The organism is Mesorhizobium sp. ISC11 (assembly GCF_037162595.1).
GTDB classification, from domain to species: domain Bacteria; phylum Pseudomonadota; class Alphaproteobacteria; order Rhizobiales; family Rhizobiaceae; genus Mesorhizobium; species Mesorhizobium ciceri.
This window is the reverse complement of record NZ_JAVSPW010000001.1, coordinates 3542242-3557986: the sequence shown is the minus strand read 5'-3', so window position 1 is coordinate 3557986 and position 15745 is coordinate 3542242. Positions and strand designations below refer to the sequence as shown.

The 15745-nt window shown below is 63.0% G+C and carries 15 protein-coding genes; 6 read left to right on the top strand and 9 right to left on the bottom strand.

Annotated elements, in window-relative coordinates:
• Positions 1 to 13 precede the first annotated feature (13 nt).
• The 8 genes from RPF88_RS17500 to RPF88_RS17465 form a co-directional block, all read right to left on the bottom strand.
• Positions 14 to 1027 carry a substrate-binding domain-containing protein gene (locus tag RPF88_RS17500; protein WP_013530261.1) on the bottom strand — a complete coding sequence of 338 codons (1014 nt, stop codon included), beginning with the start codon at positions 1025 to 1027 and terminating at the stop codon, positions 14 to 16.
• A 44-nt stretch (positions 1028 to 1071) separates the two neighbouring features.
• A complete protein-coding gene (locus RPF88_RS17495) occupies positions 1072 to 2040 on the bottom strand; it encodes an ABC transporter permease (protein WP_063172820.1) in 969 nt (322 codons plus the stop codon).
• A 31-nt stretch (positions 2041 to 2071) separates the two neighbouring features.
• Positions 2072 to 3595 (bottom strand): sugar ABC transporter ATP-binding protein, encoded by a 1524-nt coding sequence (locus tag RPF88_RS17490; RefSeq protein ID WP_337122732.1) that lies wholly within the window; start codon positions 3593 to 3595, stop codon positions 2072 to 2074.
• Between the two features lie 61 nt (positions 3596 to 3656).
• Positions 3657 to 4544 carry a sugar phosphate isomerase/epimerase family protein gene (locus RPF88_RS17485; RefSeq protein WP_064994609.1) on the bottom strand — a complete coding sequence of 296 codons (888 nt, stop codon included), beginning with the start codon at positions 4542 to 4544 and terminating at the stop codon, positions 3657 to 3659.
• Between the two features lie 417 nt (positions 4545 to 4961).
• Positions 4962 to 5591 (bottom strand): HAD family hydrolase, encoded by a 630-nt coding sequence (locus RPF88_RS17480; protein ID WP_337123881.1) that lies wholly within the window; start codon positions 5589 to 5591, stop codon positions 4962 to 4964.
• A complete protein-coding gene (locus RPF88_RS17475; protein ID WP_337122730.1) occupies positions 5591 to 7111 on the bottom strand; it encodes an FGGY-family carbohydrate kinase in 1521 nt (506 codons plus the stop codon). The genes RPF88_RS17480 and RPF88_RS17475 overlap by 1 nt, the downstream gene beginning before the upstream one ends.
• Positions 7112 to 7274: 163 nt before the next feature.
• Entirely contained in the window at positions 7275 to 8075 is an 801-nt protein-coding gene (locus RPF88_RS17470) for a BtpA/SgcQ family protein (RefSeq protein WP_013530267.1), read from the bottom strand.
• 39 nt (positions 8076 to 8114) lie between these two features.
• Positions 8115 to 8975 carry a DeoR/GlpR family DNA-binding transcription regulator gene (locus RPF88_RS17465; RefSeq protein ID WP_024502262.1) on the bottom strand — a complete coding sequence of 287 codons (861 nt, stop codon included), beginning with the start codon at positions 8973 to 8975 and terminating at the stop codon, positions 8115 to 8117.
• A gap of 166 nt (positions 8976 to 9141) precedes the next feature.
• Here RPF88_RS17465 and RPF88_RS17460 point away from each other — a divergent pair, with 166 nt between their 5' ends.
• The 6 genes from RPF88_RS17460 (at position 9142) to RPF88_RS17435 (ending at position 15131) form a co-directional block, all read left to right on the top strand.
• Positions 9142 to 9942: an SDR family NAD(P)-dependent oxidoreductase gene (locus RPF88_RS17460; RefSeq protein ID WP_337122728.1), complete on the top strand. Its 801-nt coding sequence runs from the start codon at positions 9142 to 9144 to the stop codon at positions 9940 to 9942.
• 175 nt (positions 9943 to 10117) lie between these two features.
• Positions 10118 to 11293 carry an ABC transporter ATP-binding protein gene (locus RPF88_RS17455; protein WP_337122726.1) on the top strand — a complete coding sequence of 392 codons (1176 nt, stop codon included), beginning with the start codon at positions 10118 to 10120 and terminating at the stop codon, positions 11291 to 11293.
• Between the two features lie 5 nt (positions 11294 to 11298).
• Positions 11299 to 12120 (top strand): carbohydrate ABC transporter permease, encoded by an 822-nt coding sequence (locus tag RPF88_RS17450; protein ID WP_032808731.1) that lies wholly within the window; start codon positions 11299 to 11301, stop codon positions 12118 to 12120.
• A 95-nt stretch (positions 12121 to 12215) separates the two neighbouring features.
• Positions 12216 to 13511 carry an ABC transporter substrate-binding protein gene (locus tag RPF88_RS17445; RefSeq protein WP_337122725.1) on the top strand — a complete coding sequence of 432 codons (1296 nt, stop codon included), beginning with the start codon at positions 12216 to 12218 and terminating at the stop codon, positions 13509 to 13511.
• Positions 13512 to 13622: 111 nt separating this feature from the next.
• Positions 13623 to 14537: a carbohydrate ABC transporter permease gene (locus tag RPF88_RS17440; protein ID WP_337122723.1), complete on the top strand. Its 915-nt coding sequence runs from the start codon at positions 13623 to 13625 to the stop codon at positions 14535 to 14537.
• A gap of 60 nt (positions 14538 to 14597) precedes the next feature.
• Entirely contained in the window at positions 14598 to 15131 is a 534-nt protein-coding gene (locus RPF88_RS17435) for a hypothetical protein (RefSeq protein WP_013530274.1), read from the top strand.
• Between the two features lie 44 nt (positions 15132 to 15175).
• Here RPF88_RS17435 and RPF88_RS17430 read toward each other — a convergent pair whose 3' ends face one another.
• Positions 15176 to 15745 carry a hypothetical protein gene (locus RPF88_RS17430; protein WP_337122722.1) on the bottom strand — a complete coding sequence of 190 codons (570 nt, stop codon included), beginning with the start codon at positions 15743 to 15745 and terminating at the stop codon, positions 15176 to 15178.

Below are 15745 nucleotides of genomic sequence, written 5' to 3'. Positions count from 1 at the left end.
TCCTGTTGGAGCGTCAATTGCCGACAAGCACCTTGTCGACATTCTCGGAGGTCACCGCCAGCCACGGCACGTAGTAATGCTGGTCCTTGCCGTCGTTCCAGGCGAGCTTGCCGCCGTTTACGTCCCAGACAGCCGCGCGCGGCTTGTAGCTGTCGCCGACGATCTTGTGCAGCGCGAGGTCGATCGCCCCTTGCGCCTGTCCGTTGGCATCCTGGAGGATGGACATCGACTGTTCGCCACGCTTGACGGCTTCAAGCGCGTCCTTGATGCCGTCCACGCCGGCGACCGGAACCGTCTTGGGATCCAGGCCGTGGTTGCGGATGCCCTCGATGGCGCCGACGGCCATCTCGTCGTTTTCGGCCAGGACGCCCTGGATCGCATCGCCATGCGAGGTCAGGAAATTCTCCATCAGCGTGATGGCCTCGGCGCGTGACCAGTTGGCGGTGTTCTGCTCCAGGATGGTCACTCCGGGATTTTCCTTCAGCACCTTCTGGATCCCTTCAAGCCGCTGTACCTGGGCCGACTGGCCCAGCATCCCTTCCAGGATCACGACCTTGGCCTGTGGGCCGGCCTTGTCGATCACCGCCTTGGCCAGCATTTCGCCGGCCTCGACATCGTTGGAATTGATGTAGGCGTCGTAGAGTGCGGTGTTGGAAACCATCGTGTTGGAGCCGAACACCGGGATGCCGGCTGCCTTCGCGCGCTCGATCGGTTCATTGCCGGCGTCGATGTCGACCGGGATGAAGATGATCGCGTCATATTTTTCGGTGATGGCTGTGTCGAACAAGTTCGACTGCGTCAGCACGTCCTGGCGACCGTCGAGAACTGTCAGCGTGGCGGTACCGTCCGCAAGCGCGGGGTGCGCCTTGGCGGCATCGGCCCACAGAACATTGTACTCGGTGTTGAGGCTCTGGACGATCGCCGCGATCTTCAACGTCTTGGCGTCGGCCGAACTCCCCCCGAACACCATGCCTGCAAGGGCAAGGCCGGCCGCTGCTCCCATCAGGAAGCGTCTTGTCGTTTTCATGTGCATTTCCTCCATGTTGCGTGCGGCCGCGCCGCTTGCGCCTGTTACTCTCTCCCGGCTCGGGAGCGGTCGATCAGCACCGCGAGGACGATGATCGAACCCTTGATGATCTGCTGGTAGTATGAGGACACCCCCATCAGATCGAGACCGTTGCTGATCATGCCGATGATCAGCACGCCCACCAGCGTATAGCCGATGCGGCCGATACCTCCGGTGAGGCTTGTTCCGCCGATGACCACCGCCGCGATGGCATCGAGTTCGTAGCCGATGCCCGCCTGTGGCAGGGCGGACGTGGTGCGGGCCGTCAGCATGACACCCGCGAGACCGGCCAGCGCGCCCATGATGACGTAAACCGAAAAGATGATGCCGGTGGTGTTGATGCCGCTCGTCTTTGCACTGCGCGGGTTTCCGCCCACCGCATAGACCCGTCTTCCGTAAATGGAGTAGCGCAGGACGATCGCCGCGACAGCGAAGACGACGGCGAAAATGATCACCGGTACCGGTATGCCGAGCACGAGACCCTGGCCGAGCCAGCGGAATTCGAGGCTGAGATTGGGAATCGGGCGGCCGCCGCTGTAAAGCAGCGTCGCGCCGCGCGCCACGCTCAGCATTCCGAGCGTGGCGACGAAGGCCGGCACCTTGAAGTAGGCGATCAGCCCGCCATTGACGGCGCCGCAAAGCGCGCCCACGGCGACGCCGGCCGCGACTGCTAGGAGCGGATTGAACGCATCCGCGCCGGTGACCAGGCTGGCCGCCACGGCGCCGGCCAGCGCCAGGAGCGAACCGATGGAGAGATCGATGCCGGCCGTCAGGATCACGAAGGTCATGCCGACAGCCAGCACACCGTTCATGGAGACCTGCCGCAGAACGTTCAGCAGATTGTTGGTGGACAGGAAGTTCGGCGACGCCAGCGACAACATGACGAACAGCAGGATAAACGAGATGACGATGCCATAACGGGCGATGAACTTTCCCAGGCTCATGCCGCTCATGCTTTGACTGGCGGATACCATTGGATTCTTCTCCACGAAATGGATCGTCTGGCTAGGAAGCCAGATGAACGAGGGTTTCCTGGGTGGCCTCGGGTCCGGCGACCTCGCCTGCGATGCGGCCCCGGCGAAAAACAACGATGCGATCCGCATTGGCGAGGATTTCGGGCACCTCGGACGAGATCATCAGCACGGCGTTTCCCGCCTTCACGAAATTGCCGAGGAAGGCGTAGATCTCGCGCTTGGCGCCTTCGTCGACGCCGCGTGTCGGCTCGTCGCAGATCAGGATCCTGGGGTTGGTATCGACACAGCGCGCAAGGACAACCTTCTGCTGGTTGCCGCCGCTCAGGGATTGGACGGGCAGGTCCGGCGACGCCGTCTTGATGGAGAAGCGCTTGATGTGCTCGACCACGCTCCTGGCTTCCGCCGATCCGTTCATGAAGCCCTTGCGCGCATAATGCGGCAGGTTGGCCACGGTGATGTTGTGGGCGACCGACGCGGTCAGTGACAGGCCCGTCTGCTTGCGGTCCTCCGTGACCAGCGAAATGCCGGCGCCGATGGAATCGGCGGGCGTCTTGAGATCGATGGGCTTGCCCTCGATCAGCACCTGGCCGGAATCCCGCGGCTCGTTTCCGTAGAGCGCATTCACGAACTCGCTGCGACCGGAGCCGAGAAGCCCGTATATGCCGACGATCTCTCCCGCATGAACGGTCATGTCGATGTCGGCGAACTTTCCCTTCGATGCAAAGCCGCGGGCTTCGAGCAGGGGTTTCTGCGGGCCGGTATCCTTCGGTTCGCGATGATGGTCCAACAGGTCGCGGCCGACGATCGACCGGATCAGGCCCTTGCGGTCGATTTCGGAAATCGATCCGCCGCCTACGAAACGGCCGTCGCGGAAGACCGTATAATCGTCGGCGATCTCGAAGATCTCGGTCAGGCGGTGCGAGACATAAATGATGCCTACGCCCTCCGCGGTCAGAGTGCGGATCGCGTCGAACAGCATCTGCGCCTCGCGCTCGCCAATGGCCGAGGTAGGCTCGTCCATGATCAGGATGTCGCTGCGGCGGCTGATTGCCTTGGTGATCTCGACGAGTTGGGCCTGCGCGATCGAAAGATCGCGCAGCCGCGCACCAGCGGGGATGTTGAATTTCAACCGCGCCAGGATCGCCTCCGCGTCGCTTAGCATGCACTTGTCGTCGACGAAGAAGCGGCCGCGCCGCTGTTCCCGGCCGAGATAGAGGTTCTCGGCGACGGTCATGTCCAGGAAGGGGCTAAGCTCCTGGGTGATGATGGCGATACCCGCATCGAGCGCCTCGGCGGGGGAGGAGAAATTCACCTCCCGGCCTCTCACCGTGACGGATCCGGCGTCGCGCCGCAGCATCCCCATCAACACGCCGAGGAAGGTGGACTTGCCGGCACCGTTGCCACCGCACAAGGCATTGACCGTGCCGGCGCGCAACCGAATCCGCCCGTCGACCAGGGCGGGAACGCCTGCAAAGCTCTTCGCGACATTTTCGGCGCCGAGGAGAAGCGGCGCGGTGGCGCCGTTCTCGTTGGTGATAGCTTCGTTCTGCGTCATCTTCCCGTCCTCCTCGGGATGAGATGGCGCGGGCGCTTGTCGGCCCGCAGCCCTTTCGTCTTCAGGCAGCCTTGTTGATCTCGGCCCGGCGCACGGCTTCTTCCCAACGGCTTTCGATGAAAGCCTTGGCATGCGCGGCGAGCGGATTGTTGTCGGTCCAGGTGTCGCGCCAGATGCCGCACACACGCGACAGGGCTTCATCGACGATGGCGCTGGAGAAGCTCTCGAAGGTGACGTCGCGATTGTGGAAGCCAATGTCCACCAGCGCGGAAAAGATGCTCGCGAAATCGATCGTACCGGTGCCGAGATAGCCGCGGTAGTTCTCGTTGAAGTGGAAATAACCGAGCTTGTCCCCAGCCAGACGGATCGCTTCGGCCTGGCTCGCCTCTTCTATGTTCATGTGGAACGTGTCGAGATGCAGGAAGACGTCGTCGCGGCCGGTGTCCTTGATGAACTTCAGGCCTTGCGCGGTCGTGTTCAAGAGGTTGGACTCGAAGCGGTTCACCACTTCCAGAACGATCTGCACGCCGCTATCCCTGGCCACCTCGGCGGTCGCGGCGATAGCGTCGGCGCTGTTCATCCAGCCGGTTCGCGTGGGCAGCCCGTCATACTTGCCGTGCATCGAATAGAGAATGCCGCCCAATCGGATGCCGCCGATGTCGCGGACCGCCTTGACCGCGTCGGACAAGAGCGCCTTTCCCTTGGTGACCACGGCCTTGTCCTCGCTCGAGACGTCCGCATCCGCCGACAGGCCCATCGTGACCACGATCTCGATGTCCAGTTCCTTGGCTTGCTTCGCCAGGCGGTCGAGGTCGAATTTCTCGGGCCGCAGATAAGCGAACTCGATCAGCCGGTAACCATGCTCCGCCGACTTGGCGAGCGCCGTTTCCAGGCCCTCCTGGGTCAGGCCGTTTGTCCAGACAAATGAATGGATACCAAGACGCCGCATTCAGATCCTCCGATAATTAGGTTTGCATGCTAAAGATACAAACTTGATCCTGAATGCCTAAAATTCAGCTTCGGCGCAAGAGGAATTCTGGCATTGGTCGGCGCGAGCCAATCATGCCGGATTGAAAAAATGCTGGAAAACAAATAGTTGAGAGGCATCATGGAGATGCGAGAAAATTTTCTCTGGACCCACGCGAGAAACGGGATATGCAGCTTTTAACAACAAATATCCCGTCACTTGCGCAGACCGAGCGGCATGGACCGCTCGCTCGGCGAGACGCAAGGCGAATGCGGAACGAGCGGAACCCGGTCCAACGTTCGTCAGTTCCTGCCAAGGCATTCGCTTGGGACCAGCCGGCGGACGCCCGATCCTCCGGCTTGCCCAAGCGCGCACCCGGACGCGGCGACGCGAAAACCCTCAGCCGGGAAACAGGTCCAGGATCGACGACAGACGGTTGGCACTGAGATCGATGTCGCTGAGCGGGCCGCCGCTGGGGAGATAGCCAACCACGAACAGACCGGCGGCCCGTGCGGCCTTGGTGCCGGTGCGGCTGTCTTCCACAGCGACGACGGATCCCGGAGCTATGGCGAGCTGCCGGCAGGCCTCGCGATAGGGCGTTGGGTCGGGTTTGCCGACCGAAACGTCGTCGAGGCTGATTGTGAGCCTCATATGGTCGAGCACGCCGAGCGCATCGAGATTGGCATTGACGACTTGCCGGCCGGAATTTGACACGCAGACCTGCGGGACGCCGCGGTCAGCCAGGGTCCGGATCGTCTCGACCGCCTCGGGGATCGGGATGGCGTCCGCCCGGTTGGCGACGTAGTGGACATTGATGGCGGCGAGCCACTCCGCCTGGTCAAGCCCGACTGGGAGGCGCGGACGCAGCATTGTCCAGACGTCGCCCATATGGATGCCGCGAAAGGCTTGGTCGGGCAGGTCGTCAAGATCGACGTTCCAGTTGCGGCAGCCGGCGAGGAGAGATTGATGATGCAACGGCTCGCTGTCGATCAGCGTTCCGTCGATGTCCCAGGCGACGGCGCGATACATCACGATGGCGATCCCGCTTTGGTCGCGCCAGGAGCCGATAGGCGTGTATAGAGATCGCGATAGCGGCGATAACCGTCGCGGTAGATGTCGGCCTTGCGCGGGTCGGGATCGAGCCGGTCGGCGAAGCTGACGAAACCGGAAACGCCCGACCAGTCGTCGGTCAGGCCGGTGCCGATCGCCGCCGTCCAGGCAGCGCCGATGCAAGAGCCGGGGTGCCCGGTCAGGCGTTGGACCGGCTTTTGCAAGACATCCGCGACAATCTGCATCCAGACCTTGCTGCTTGAGCCGCCGTCGGAGGCGAGATAGCGCTCGGTCCGATGGCCCATGTCGTTGAGCACCTCGACATGATGCGCGATGGCAAAGGCATAGGCCTCGAGCAAAGCGCGCCAGACATGGCCGGTATCGTGCGAAAGCGTCAGGCCGTCGATCACGCCGCGGGCCGCTGGATCATGGATCGGCGTCTTCTCGCCAAGGAAATAGGGCAGGATGATGAGGCCCTCGGCACCGGCGGGACGCTCTGCCGCCAGTGCATCGAGCCGCTGGTGTACGGAAATACCCTCGGCCTGTGCCGCGGCCATCTCGCCGCCGGCGAAATTGCGTACGAACCAGTTGAGGGCGGAGCCGCCTGTCGACATGCAGCCATTGGGCATGAACAGGCCCGGCACCAGATGATAATCGAGATACATGCGCGGATCGGGCTTGATCTGATCGGTAGCGATCAGGATATCGACCGAGCCGCCGAATTTCAGGAGGACATCGCCCGGCTTGGCGACGCCGGCGCCAAGCGCGGAGGCGATCATGTCGGCTGCACCGCCGACGACCGGTGTCCCCGCCATCAGGCCGGTCTCATCGGCGGCCTTCGCCGAGACGGAACCGAGGATCTCATGCGAGGCGATCTTTCGTGGCACGGCCGAGCGCGGTATGTGCGCGAGCGCCACCAGATCGTCGTCGATCCGGTGCGTCGAAACGTCGACGAAGCCGGCCTCCAGCGCCCAGTTCTGCTCGACCGCACGTTCGCCGGTGAGGCGCCAGTTGATATAATCGTAGGAGCCGAAAACGGTGGCGATGCGGCTGAACACCTCCGGCTCGTGACGCTCAATCCAGCGCAGCTTTGCGGTGACGAGCTGTTGGTTGATGCCGTTGCCGGCCTTGGCGATGAAAGCCGTCTCATCGCATTCGGTCCGCAGTTCGGCCACTTCGGCGCCACAGCGGCCGTCGCTCTGCTGGATGCTCGGCCGCAGCACTTCGCCCTTCTCGTTCAGAAGAACGACCGCCGGCAGCATGCCGGTGGTGCCGACCGCCACGATTTCCTCGGCCTTGATGCCGCTGGTCCTGAGCAACTCCTGCACGATGTCGCGGACATTGGTCCACCATTGCGCGGGATCTTCCTCGGCCCAGCCCGCATGCTCGGAATGCAGCGTGACGGGGCGCGAGGCGAGGCCCAGCACCTGATCGGGAAGCCGGATCAGGATGCCGATCGTCGAGGTGGTGCCGATATCGAGACCGAGAACGAACGCCATGTCGAATCCATTGAAATGCTGGGAAGGGCAGGCGGGCGAAACCTGTCTGCCTCGTTGTGTCTCACTGCTCGATACCAGTCGATCATTCCGGACGCCGGCCTGCAACGATCGATATGATCACCGCGAGCCGGCGCGATGGCCGGCATCGCCGTGGAAGCCGTCCTCAGCGCAAAGTGGCGACAACATCCATGAAGCGCTTGACCCGATCGCCGTCGACGGCGTTCCAGGTATTGCCACCGATCTTGAAATGGGTCCCGATCACGACGCCGCTTGCCAGCGAAAGGACGTCGCGGACATTGTCGATGTTCACGCCGGTGTTGGCGAAGACCGGCACGTCCTTGATCGTCTCGCAGACGCTGCGCAGGTGGGACTGGTCGGCCGGCTGGCCGGTGATCGGACCGGAGACGAGGATCGCGTCTGCCATCGACGAGAACACCGCGCTCTTGGCACGCAATTCAATCGGGCGCTGGTCGAGCGAGTGTGCGAACTCGGCATTGATGTTGAAGAGAAGCTTCATGTCGTCGCGACCAAGGTTGTGCCGCAGGCGCGAGGCGGCGGCGCAATCGGGCTCCCACAAGCCCATATCGGAAGCGAACAGGCCGGTGAAGATCTCGCGCACGAAACGGGCTCCGGTGGCAGCTCCGATCGCGACGCTGGCAGTCGGATCCCAGAGATAGTTGACGCCAAACGGCACTTTCAGCTCGGGCTTCACCGCCTGGACGATGGCAGTCATGGCGGCAATGCCCTCGGGCGGCGCCTTGAAGACATAGGGGCGGTCGTTCTCGTTGCCGAACATGATGGCATCGACGCCGCCGTTCTGCAGCTTGCGGATGTCGGAGAGTACGCCATCGATCAGCTTGTCGAGGCCGCCATCGGCATCATAGAGGGGCGTTCCCGGCAGGGCACCGATATGTGCCATCGAGATGACAGCCTTCTTCTTGTCGCCGAAAAATTCAAATACCATCGAGTCTTCTCCTTGGGGATAAAGTGAAAATGGCGCGCCTCAGTCGCGCGTCAGTGGCGGCGCGATGCGCAGGTCGACCTTGGCCGCGGCGAGCGCCGCGGCGATCTTGGCCGGCGGCTCGGCATCGGTGATGAGGATGTCGATGTCCGACAGTGGCGCTATCCGCACCAGCGACATGCGCAGGAATTTGGCGGAATCGCACAACACGATCTTGGTGCCTGACCGCCTCAGATAGGCGCGCTTCATATCGGTATCATCGAAGGAATAATCGAAGAGGCCGTCCGCTGTGATACCGGAGACGCCGATCACGGCGACATCGAACCACAGCGCCTCGAACTGGGCGATGGCCGCAGGCCCGCCGGTCGACATCTCGTCGGCCCGTACGCGGCCGCCGGCAACATAGACTTCGGGCACACCGCCATTCAGCGCCGCCGCGATCCTGAGGCTGTTGGTGAACACCTTGGCGTGCGGAAGGTCCCTGAGGTGCTCGGCCATCAGATAGGTGGTGGTGCCGACATCCAATGCGATCGTGCGGTATCCCGAAACCAGCGCGGCCGCGGCCGCGGCAATCGCGGCCTTCGGGTCGCGGCGCTGGCGCAAGCGCGAATCGAAACTCGGCTCTTCGCTGTCCATGGCGACCAGCGGCGGGTTGTCGGCCTCGATCGCGCCGCCATGGATTCGGACCAGCCTACCCTCGCGTTCCAGTTCGACGAGATCGCGGCGGATCGTCATGTCGGAAACGGCAAGTTCGGCCGCTGCCGCGGCGACGGTGAGCGACCCCGTCCGGCGCAGCAAAGCCAGGATGCGTGCCTGCCGGTCGTGCGCGAGAAGGCGCTGACGATCGGCGTCGCGCGGTGCGCCATGCGGCGATGTCTCAGGAAGGGTGGTGTCGTCTGCCATCGATGTATCCGGTGGGTAAGCCGCCGACGAAGCGGTCTGCTGATCTTCACACTACCGCATGATCAAACATTTTCAAACAAAAATATGTTTGCAGTGTTCGATTTTATTGGTATGCATCTCGATATCAACAAAATGCGTTCCGCCATCAAGCAGAGAGAATACGACCATGCCGGCTGTCTCCGTCACGCCTCCCGTGCTTGCCGAACTCGCGGGCAAGCGAGCCTTCGTGACGGGCGGTGGCGCGGGGATCGGCCGGGCGATCGCGACCGCCCTGACGCGGCAGGGCGTCGCCGTGGCGATCGGCGATCTGGATCCCAAGGCGGCACGTCAGGCGGCTGAGGAAATTGGTGGCGGTGCCGCCGCCGTCACGGTCGATGTCCGCCGCCGCGATTCCGTCGAGGCGGCCTTCTCCATCGTACTGGAAGCGCTTGGCGGCTGCGACATCCTGATCGCCAATGCCGGCGTGTCCACCATGCAGCACGCGCTCGATCTGACCGACGAGGAGTGGGACTTCAACTTTTCGGTCAATGCCCGCGGTGTATTCCTGGCAAATCAGATCGCTGGACGGCATTTTGTCAAGCAGGGCACGGGCTGCATCGTCAACACCGCCTCGCTTGCCGCGAAGGTCGGTGCGCCGCTCCTGGCGCATTATTCGGCATCCAAGTTCGCCGTGCTCGGCTGGACGCAGGCCTTTGCCCGCGAGCTCGCGCCCAAGGGGATACGCGTTAATGCCGTCTGTCCGGGGTTCGTCAAGACCGGCATGCAATCGCGCGAAGTCGAGTGGGAGGCGCATCTGCGGCAAGTCACGCCCGAACGGGTGGTCGCCGACTATATCGCGCAGACGCCGCTCGGCCGGCTCGAGCTGCCGGAGGATGTCGCCGACGTCGTCGTGTTCCTCTGCTCGGATCAAGCCCGCTTCATGACCGGCCAGGGCGTCAACGTGACCGGCGGCGTCTACATGACCTGACGGCCTTTCGGCGGCTGTAGCCGGATACTGATGCGGGCACGCGCCTATCCAAAAAAGTGAACACATATGATCAGAAGTTAGGCTTTTAATGTTATATTTTGTTCTCTAAGATGACCGTTCGCTCGACTTCGGCCTTCGGCGTCAGCCGGGTCAGACGGGTTCATGAGGAAAGTCTATGGCGTCTATCGAGCTCGATCGCGTTTCCAAGCTCTACGGCAATGGCAATTACGGGGTGCATGAGGTCGATCTCACCATTCCCGATGGTGAATTCGTGATCTTTCTCGGTCCGTCGGGATGCGGCAAGTCGACGACGCTGCGGATGATTGCCGGTCTGGAGAGTATCTCCTCCGGCGATCTCCGCATCGGTGGCAAGAGCGTCGCCAATGTCGCCCCGCGCGACCGAAACGTCGCCGTGGTGTTCCAGAGCTACGCGCTCTATCCGCATATGTCGGTGCGGCAGAATATGGCCTTCGGGCTGAAGATGCGCGGCACCGACGCGGCGGTCATCGATGCCAAGATTGCAGACGCCGCTAACCTGCTCGGTCTGCAGAATCTTCTCGGCCGCAAGCCGGCAGCGCTTTCGGGTGGCCAGCGGCAGCGTGTCGCGCTCGGCCGGGCGATCGTTCGCGAACCGGCGGCCTTCCTGCTTGACGAACCGCTGTCCAATCTCGATGCGCAACTGCGTGCCGAGATGCGGCTCGAACTCGTGAAGCTGCACCGGCGCCTCGGCCGCACCATCATCCATGTCACCCACGACCAGGTCGAGGCGATGACCATGGGCGATCGCATATGCATCATGCGCGATGGTCGCCTGATCCAGGCCGGCCGGCCGCTTGAAGTCTATGCCGACCCGGTCAACACCTTCGTCGCACGCTTCCTGGCGACGCCGCCGATGAACCTCATTCCGGCCACGCTTCAGGCCGCACCTGGCGAAGGGCTCTCCGTCCTGACCGACAGTGGTGCCGTGCTTGCCGTCCCCGCCCGCCACCGCAACGCTTATGGCGAGCGTGCCGGGCGCCGCGTCATTCTGGGCGTGCGGGCCGAGGATTTCCACGAAAGCCCCGACAAGCCGGACTGGCAGAAGATTGCCGTACGGGTCGTGGCCGTCGAGGCTCTCGGCGCCGAGAACGTCCTGATCGGCCAGATTGCCGGTCAGGCCACCGGCAGGGATGATGCTCACCCCGCGGGGGGCGACAAGCCGTTGGAGATCGCCGCCCGCCTCAGCCGTTATTTCACGGCGCCCGTCGGCTCGATGGTCGAACTCTACATCGACCCGCTGCCGATGCACCTCTTTGATCCCGAAACCGAACTGGTCATCGCGCGGCCGAGCCTCATGGGGGCCACGCGATGACCAGCATGGACAGAAACGAACGGCCGGCCTTTCGTCGCCGCTTCGGCTTGCATTTCGGGCTGATTGTCGTCTGCGCCATCGTGCTGCTGCCACCGCTCTGGGTGCTGCGGACAAGCTTCGTCCCCGAGCAGTTGTCCTACAGCAACGAGCTGATGCCGGCCTTTACGACGGACAATTATTCGGCGCTGCTGTCGAGCCGCTTCGGTCAGTCGTACCTCAACAGCCTGATCGTCGCGCTCGGCTCGGTTCTGCTCGCATTGCCTTTTGCCGCCACGACCGGCTATGCCTTCGCCCGCTTCCGCACGGGCGGTCGTTGGGCGCGTTTTGCCGTTCTGGCGACGCAGATGTTGCCGCCCGTGGCGCTGGTGCTGCCGACCTTCACGCTGTTCCGAAGCCTGGAGCTCAGCAATTCGCTGACGGGGCTGATCATCGTCTATGCCGCGCTCAACCTGCCTTTCCTGACCTGGATCCTGATGGGCTTCTTCGAGGGCATTCCAGTGGATCTGGAATGGGCGGCGATGACCGACGGCGCGACTGCCTGGGGCGCCTTCTGGCGTATTGTCCTGCCGGTGTCGATGCCCGGTATCGCGGCCGCCGGCGTGCTTGGCTTTATCCTGGCGTGGAATGAGTTTTTGTTTGCCCTGGTTTTGAGCGGGCCGAAGACGGCAACCATACCGGTTGCGCTTGCGGCGTTGCAGACCTCGAACGGCGTCCAGATCGCCAAGGTTTCTGCCGGCGTCGTCCTTGCCATCCTGCCGCTGGTCGTGGCTTCCCGCTTCATCCAGCGTTTCATCGTCCAGGGCTTGACGTTCGGCAGCGTGAAATAGGCCGGCCGCTCCGAGAGCCGACATGGCTCGCTAGCCGGTTATGAAATCGTGGCGGGATCACCGCCGCGTCCAGAGGGAAAGAGGAGTAGAGAGTTATGACTTGGAACAAGCAGACCTTGATCAAAATGCTGATGACGGCCGTGAGCGGGGCAGCTGTTGTCGGCGCATCGCTTCCGGCCAGGGCGGCTGAGCCCATCACCTTGCACGCCTTGATGGAGGACGTGCCGGAAACCAAGATCATTGAAGCGCTGTTGCCCGAATTCGAGAAGCAGACCGGCATCAAGGTCGAGCTTGAGAAGATCGGCTATCCTGACATGCACGACAAGCTGGTGTCGCAGCTGACCGCGCCGCAGAGCTACTACAATGTGCTCGAGGTCGACTTCCTGTGGGCCGGCGAATTTCCGGCGGCCGGCTGGCTGGCCGACCTGAAACCCTTCGTCGAGAAATCCAAATACGATCTGAGCCCCTTCATTCCCTCGACGCTTGACCTGCTCGGCCGAACCGAGGACCAGCTGTTCCTGGTGCCCATGTACAACTACTCGATGGGCCTCCTCTACCGGAAGGACCTGATCGGCGACGAGAAGCTCAAGGCCGCCTACAAGACGGCAACCGGCAAGGAGCTCGCTTTGCCGACGACGCTCGAAGATTATGTGGCGATTTCCAAATTCATGAAGGCCAATGCCGGTGTCGCCGGGGCCGCGATGCAGGGCCAGCGCGGCGATCCCAACAGCATGGAATTCTCCAACTACCTGTTCTCCGCCGGCGGCAGCTACCTCAATGCCGACGGCAAGGCGAGCCTCGACACGGCAGAGGCCAAGAAGGCGCTCGATCTCTATGTCGACAATATCCAGCACGGCGCCCAGCAGGGTGCTGTGTCGGCGACGCTCGACGACACCATGCGCCTGATGTGCAGCGGTTCCGCCTTCAGCATGGTCACCTATTGGTGGATGCTGCCGCAGATGGACGATGCCGTGAAGTGTCCGACGGTCGCCGGCAAGGTCGGCCTGTCGGTGATGCCGGGTGGCCATGGCGAGAGCGGCGGTTGGGGCTGGGGCATTCCCAAGAACACGTCGCCGGAAGAGCAGGAAGCCGCCTGGACCTTCATCCAGTGGGTGCAGAGCAAGGATGTTTCGGTGAAGCGCGCGCTCGAGGGCCACGCGCCCGTGCGCAGCGATGTCTATGCCGATGCGGCGGTGCTGGCGAAATATCCCTTCTACAAGACCGCCCAGGATGTGGTGGCGACCGGCAAGTCGTTCCCGATCTTCACCTATTCGGCGCAATACGAGGATCTGCTCGGTACCCAGCTTTCGCTGGCGGCTGGCGGCCAGGCGACATCGGACGCGGCGCTGAAGGCGGCTTCCGACGGCCTGCAGGGGCTCCTCGACAAATAACGGTCCGGCTCGGCAAGGAGATCCGGCGCGGCGGTGTCAGCCGCGCCGGATCTTCCAGACCCCGGATCTTGACGAGATCAGCAACGCCACCCCGACCAAGGCTCGGCCACGATGCACAATGCGATCAAAAAAGGATGGGCTGCCCGTGGCCGCGAGTGGCGGACCGGCTGGGCCTTCGCCTTGCCCGGCCTGCTGCTGCTGGCGATCGTGATGGGCTTTCCGCTGGCCTATGCCTGCATCCTCTCGATCTCCTCGATGACCTTGATCAAGCCGCAGCTCCTGCCGCTTGTCGGGTTCAAGAATTTCGCTTCGATGATCGGCGATGAGCTGTTCTGGAACGCGCTCTGGCTCACCGTGCGCTATTCGGCGGTGACCGTGGTCGGCGAATTCGTGATCGGGCTCGGCATTGCCCTGATGCTCAACCGGACGGTCCGGATGAAGCCGGTCTATTTCGCGGTTCTGACCATTCCCATGGCGATGTCGCCGATCAGCGTCGCCCTGATCTGGCGCATGCTGCTCCAGCCCAATCTCGGCATCGCCAATCATCTGATGGAAACGTTCGGCCTGCCGCGCCTCGACTGGCTAGGCACGCCAGGCATGGCGCTCTGGACGATGGCGGCGATCGACATCTGGCAGCAAATGTCCTTCGTCGTGCTGATCCTCGCCGCCGGGCTCGCCGCTTTGCCGCGCGATCCCTATGAGGCTGCTGAAGTGGATGGCGCACGCGGCTGGCAGCAATTCCTCTACATCACGCTGCCGATGCTTCGGCCGGTCGCGGCGATCACCATCATCATCCAGCTGATCAACGAATTCCGGACCTACGATCTGCCCTATGTCCTGACCAAGGGCGGGCCAGGCAACGCGACCGAAGTGCTGAGCTTCTTTGCCTATCGCCGTGCCTTTCTCGGCCTTTCGCTCAACGAAGGCGCGGCAGCCGCGTTCGTGCTGCTGCTGATCGTGCTTCTGCTCACCGTGATCTTCTTCGCCGTCCTCGAACGCTCGCAATCGGGAGAGGGCCGGAAGTAGGGCTGTTAAGCCTTGAGCAATCTATGCGGTCTATCCTGGCCTGCAGATTGTCGAGGGAACATGAAACGCCAGCCGCTTCTGCTTTTCGCCTTTCCGTTTCTCATTCTGGCGGTCCTGGCAGGGGAGCGCATGGCGACCTTGTTGCTGGGCATCTATCCAGCCAGCCCCACCGCATGGTGGCTATGGCTTGAACTGCGCCCCTTGTCGACGGTGCTTTGGCAGCAGGTGGATGTCTGGCTGGGCGGTTCCATGGCTTTCGAAGCCGCTATCCTTGCCGCCGCATCGATCGTCTGCTGGATGGCGTGCCACGCCAAGCGGTCGGCTTTCTTCTTCCTCGCCAACCATATCGCCCTGATTTTCGCCGGGCTGATGATCGCGGTCGGCAGCCATTCGGAAACGGCAAGCACGATTGCCGAATTCACGTCGCCCAAGGGTCTTCCCTATTCGCTGGCCGTCGATTTCACCTTCAAGAACAGCTTGGTGCTGCTTTTGGGCTTCGTGGCCTGTGCCTACTGCCACATCGCCTTCCTCACCGAGGCGCGGGAGCGGTCCGTCCGGGCCATCCGCATCCTGGCGCTGCAGCGCGATCTCTAGATCGTTCGCCACTTACACCTTGCACGATCCGGGCTCTGCTGGGTCTAGTTGATCCGGCGGTAATAGACCTTGCCGTCGGGCTGCTGGATGCGCTGGTAATTGGAGCTGGGAGCAGGGGGCGACGCCGATGCGATTCTCCTCCTGGGTGCGGGCGCTTCGATGACGCCGGGTTCGCTCGCGCTCTCGCCGCCGAGGGCTTCGGGCGCTTGCGCCAGCGTGCTGGTGGCGATTTCGGACGGTTCTTCCACGCCCGGCATGGCCTCGCCGCCGGCGACCGGCATAGTCTGCCCCAGCCGGGCAATGCTGGCATCGATCTCGTTGAAGCTGCCTTGCAACTGGCTGTCCAGTTTCTCGAACCGGCTCTGAAAACCGTTGTTGACCGTGTCGAGCCGGGCCGCGATCCGCTGCTCGAACGCGCCGAGTTGCTCCAGCCGCGCCTCGACGAAACGCAGGTCGCTCATGCCCCGATAGAGATAGACCGCGGCCGCCATGTTGACCGTGGTGATCAAAAGCGCGCCACCGGCGACGATGAAGCCGATCGTCTTTGCCTTGCTGGGTTTCCCGGTGGCAGCCGGTTCGCGCTGTTCCTGGTTTCCGATATCGATCGCCGGCAT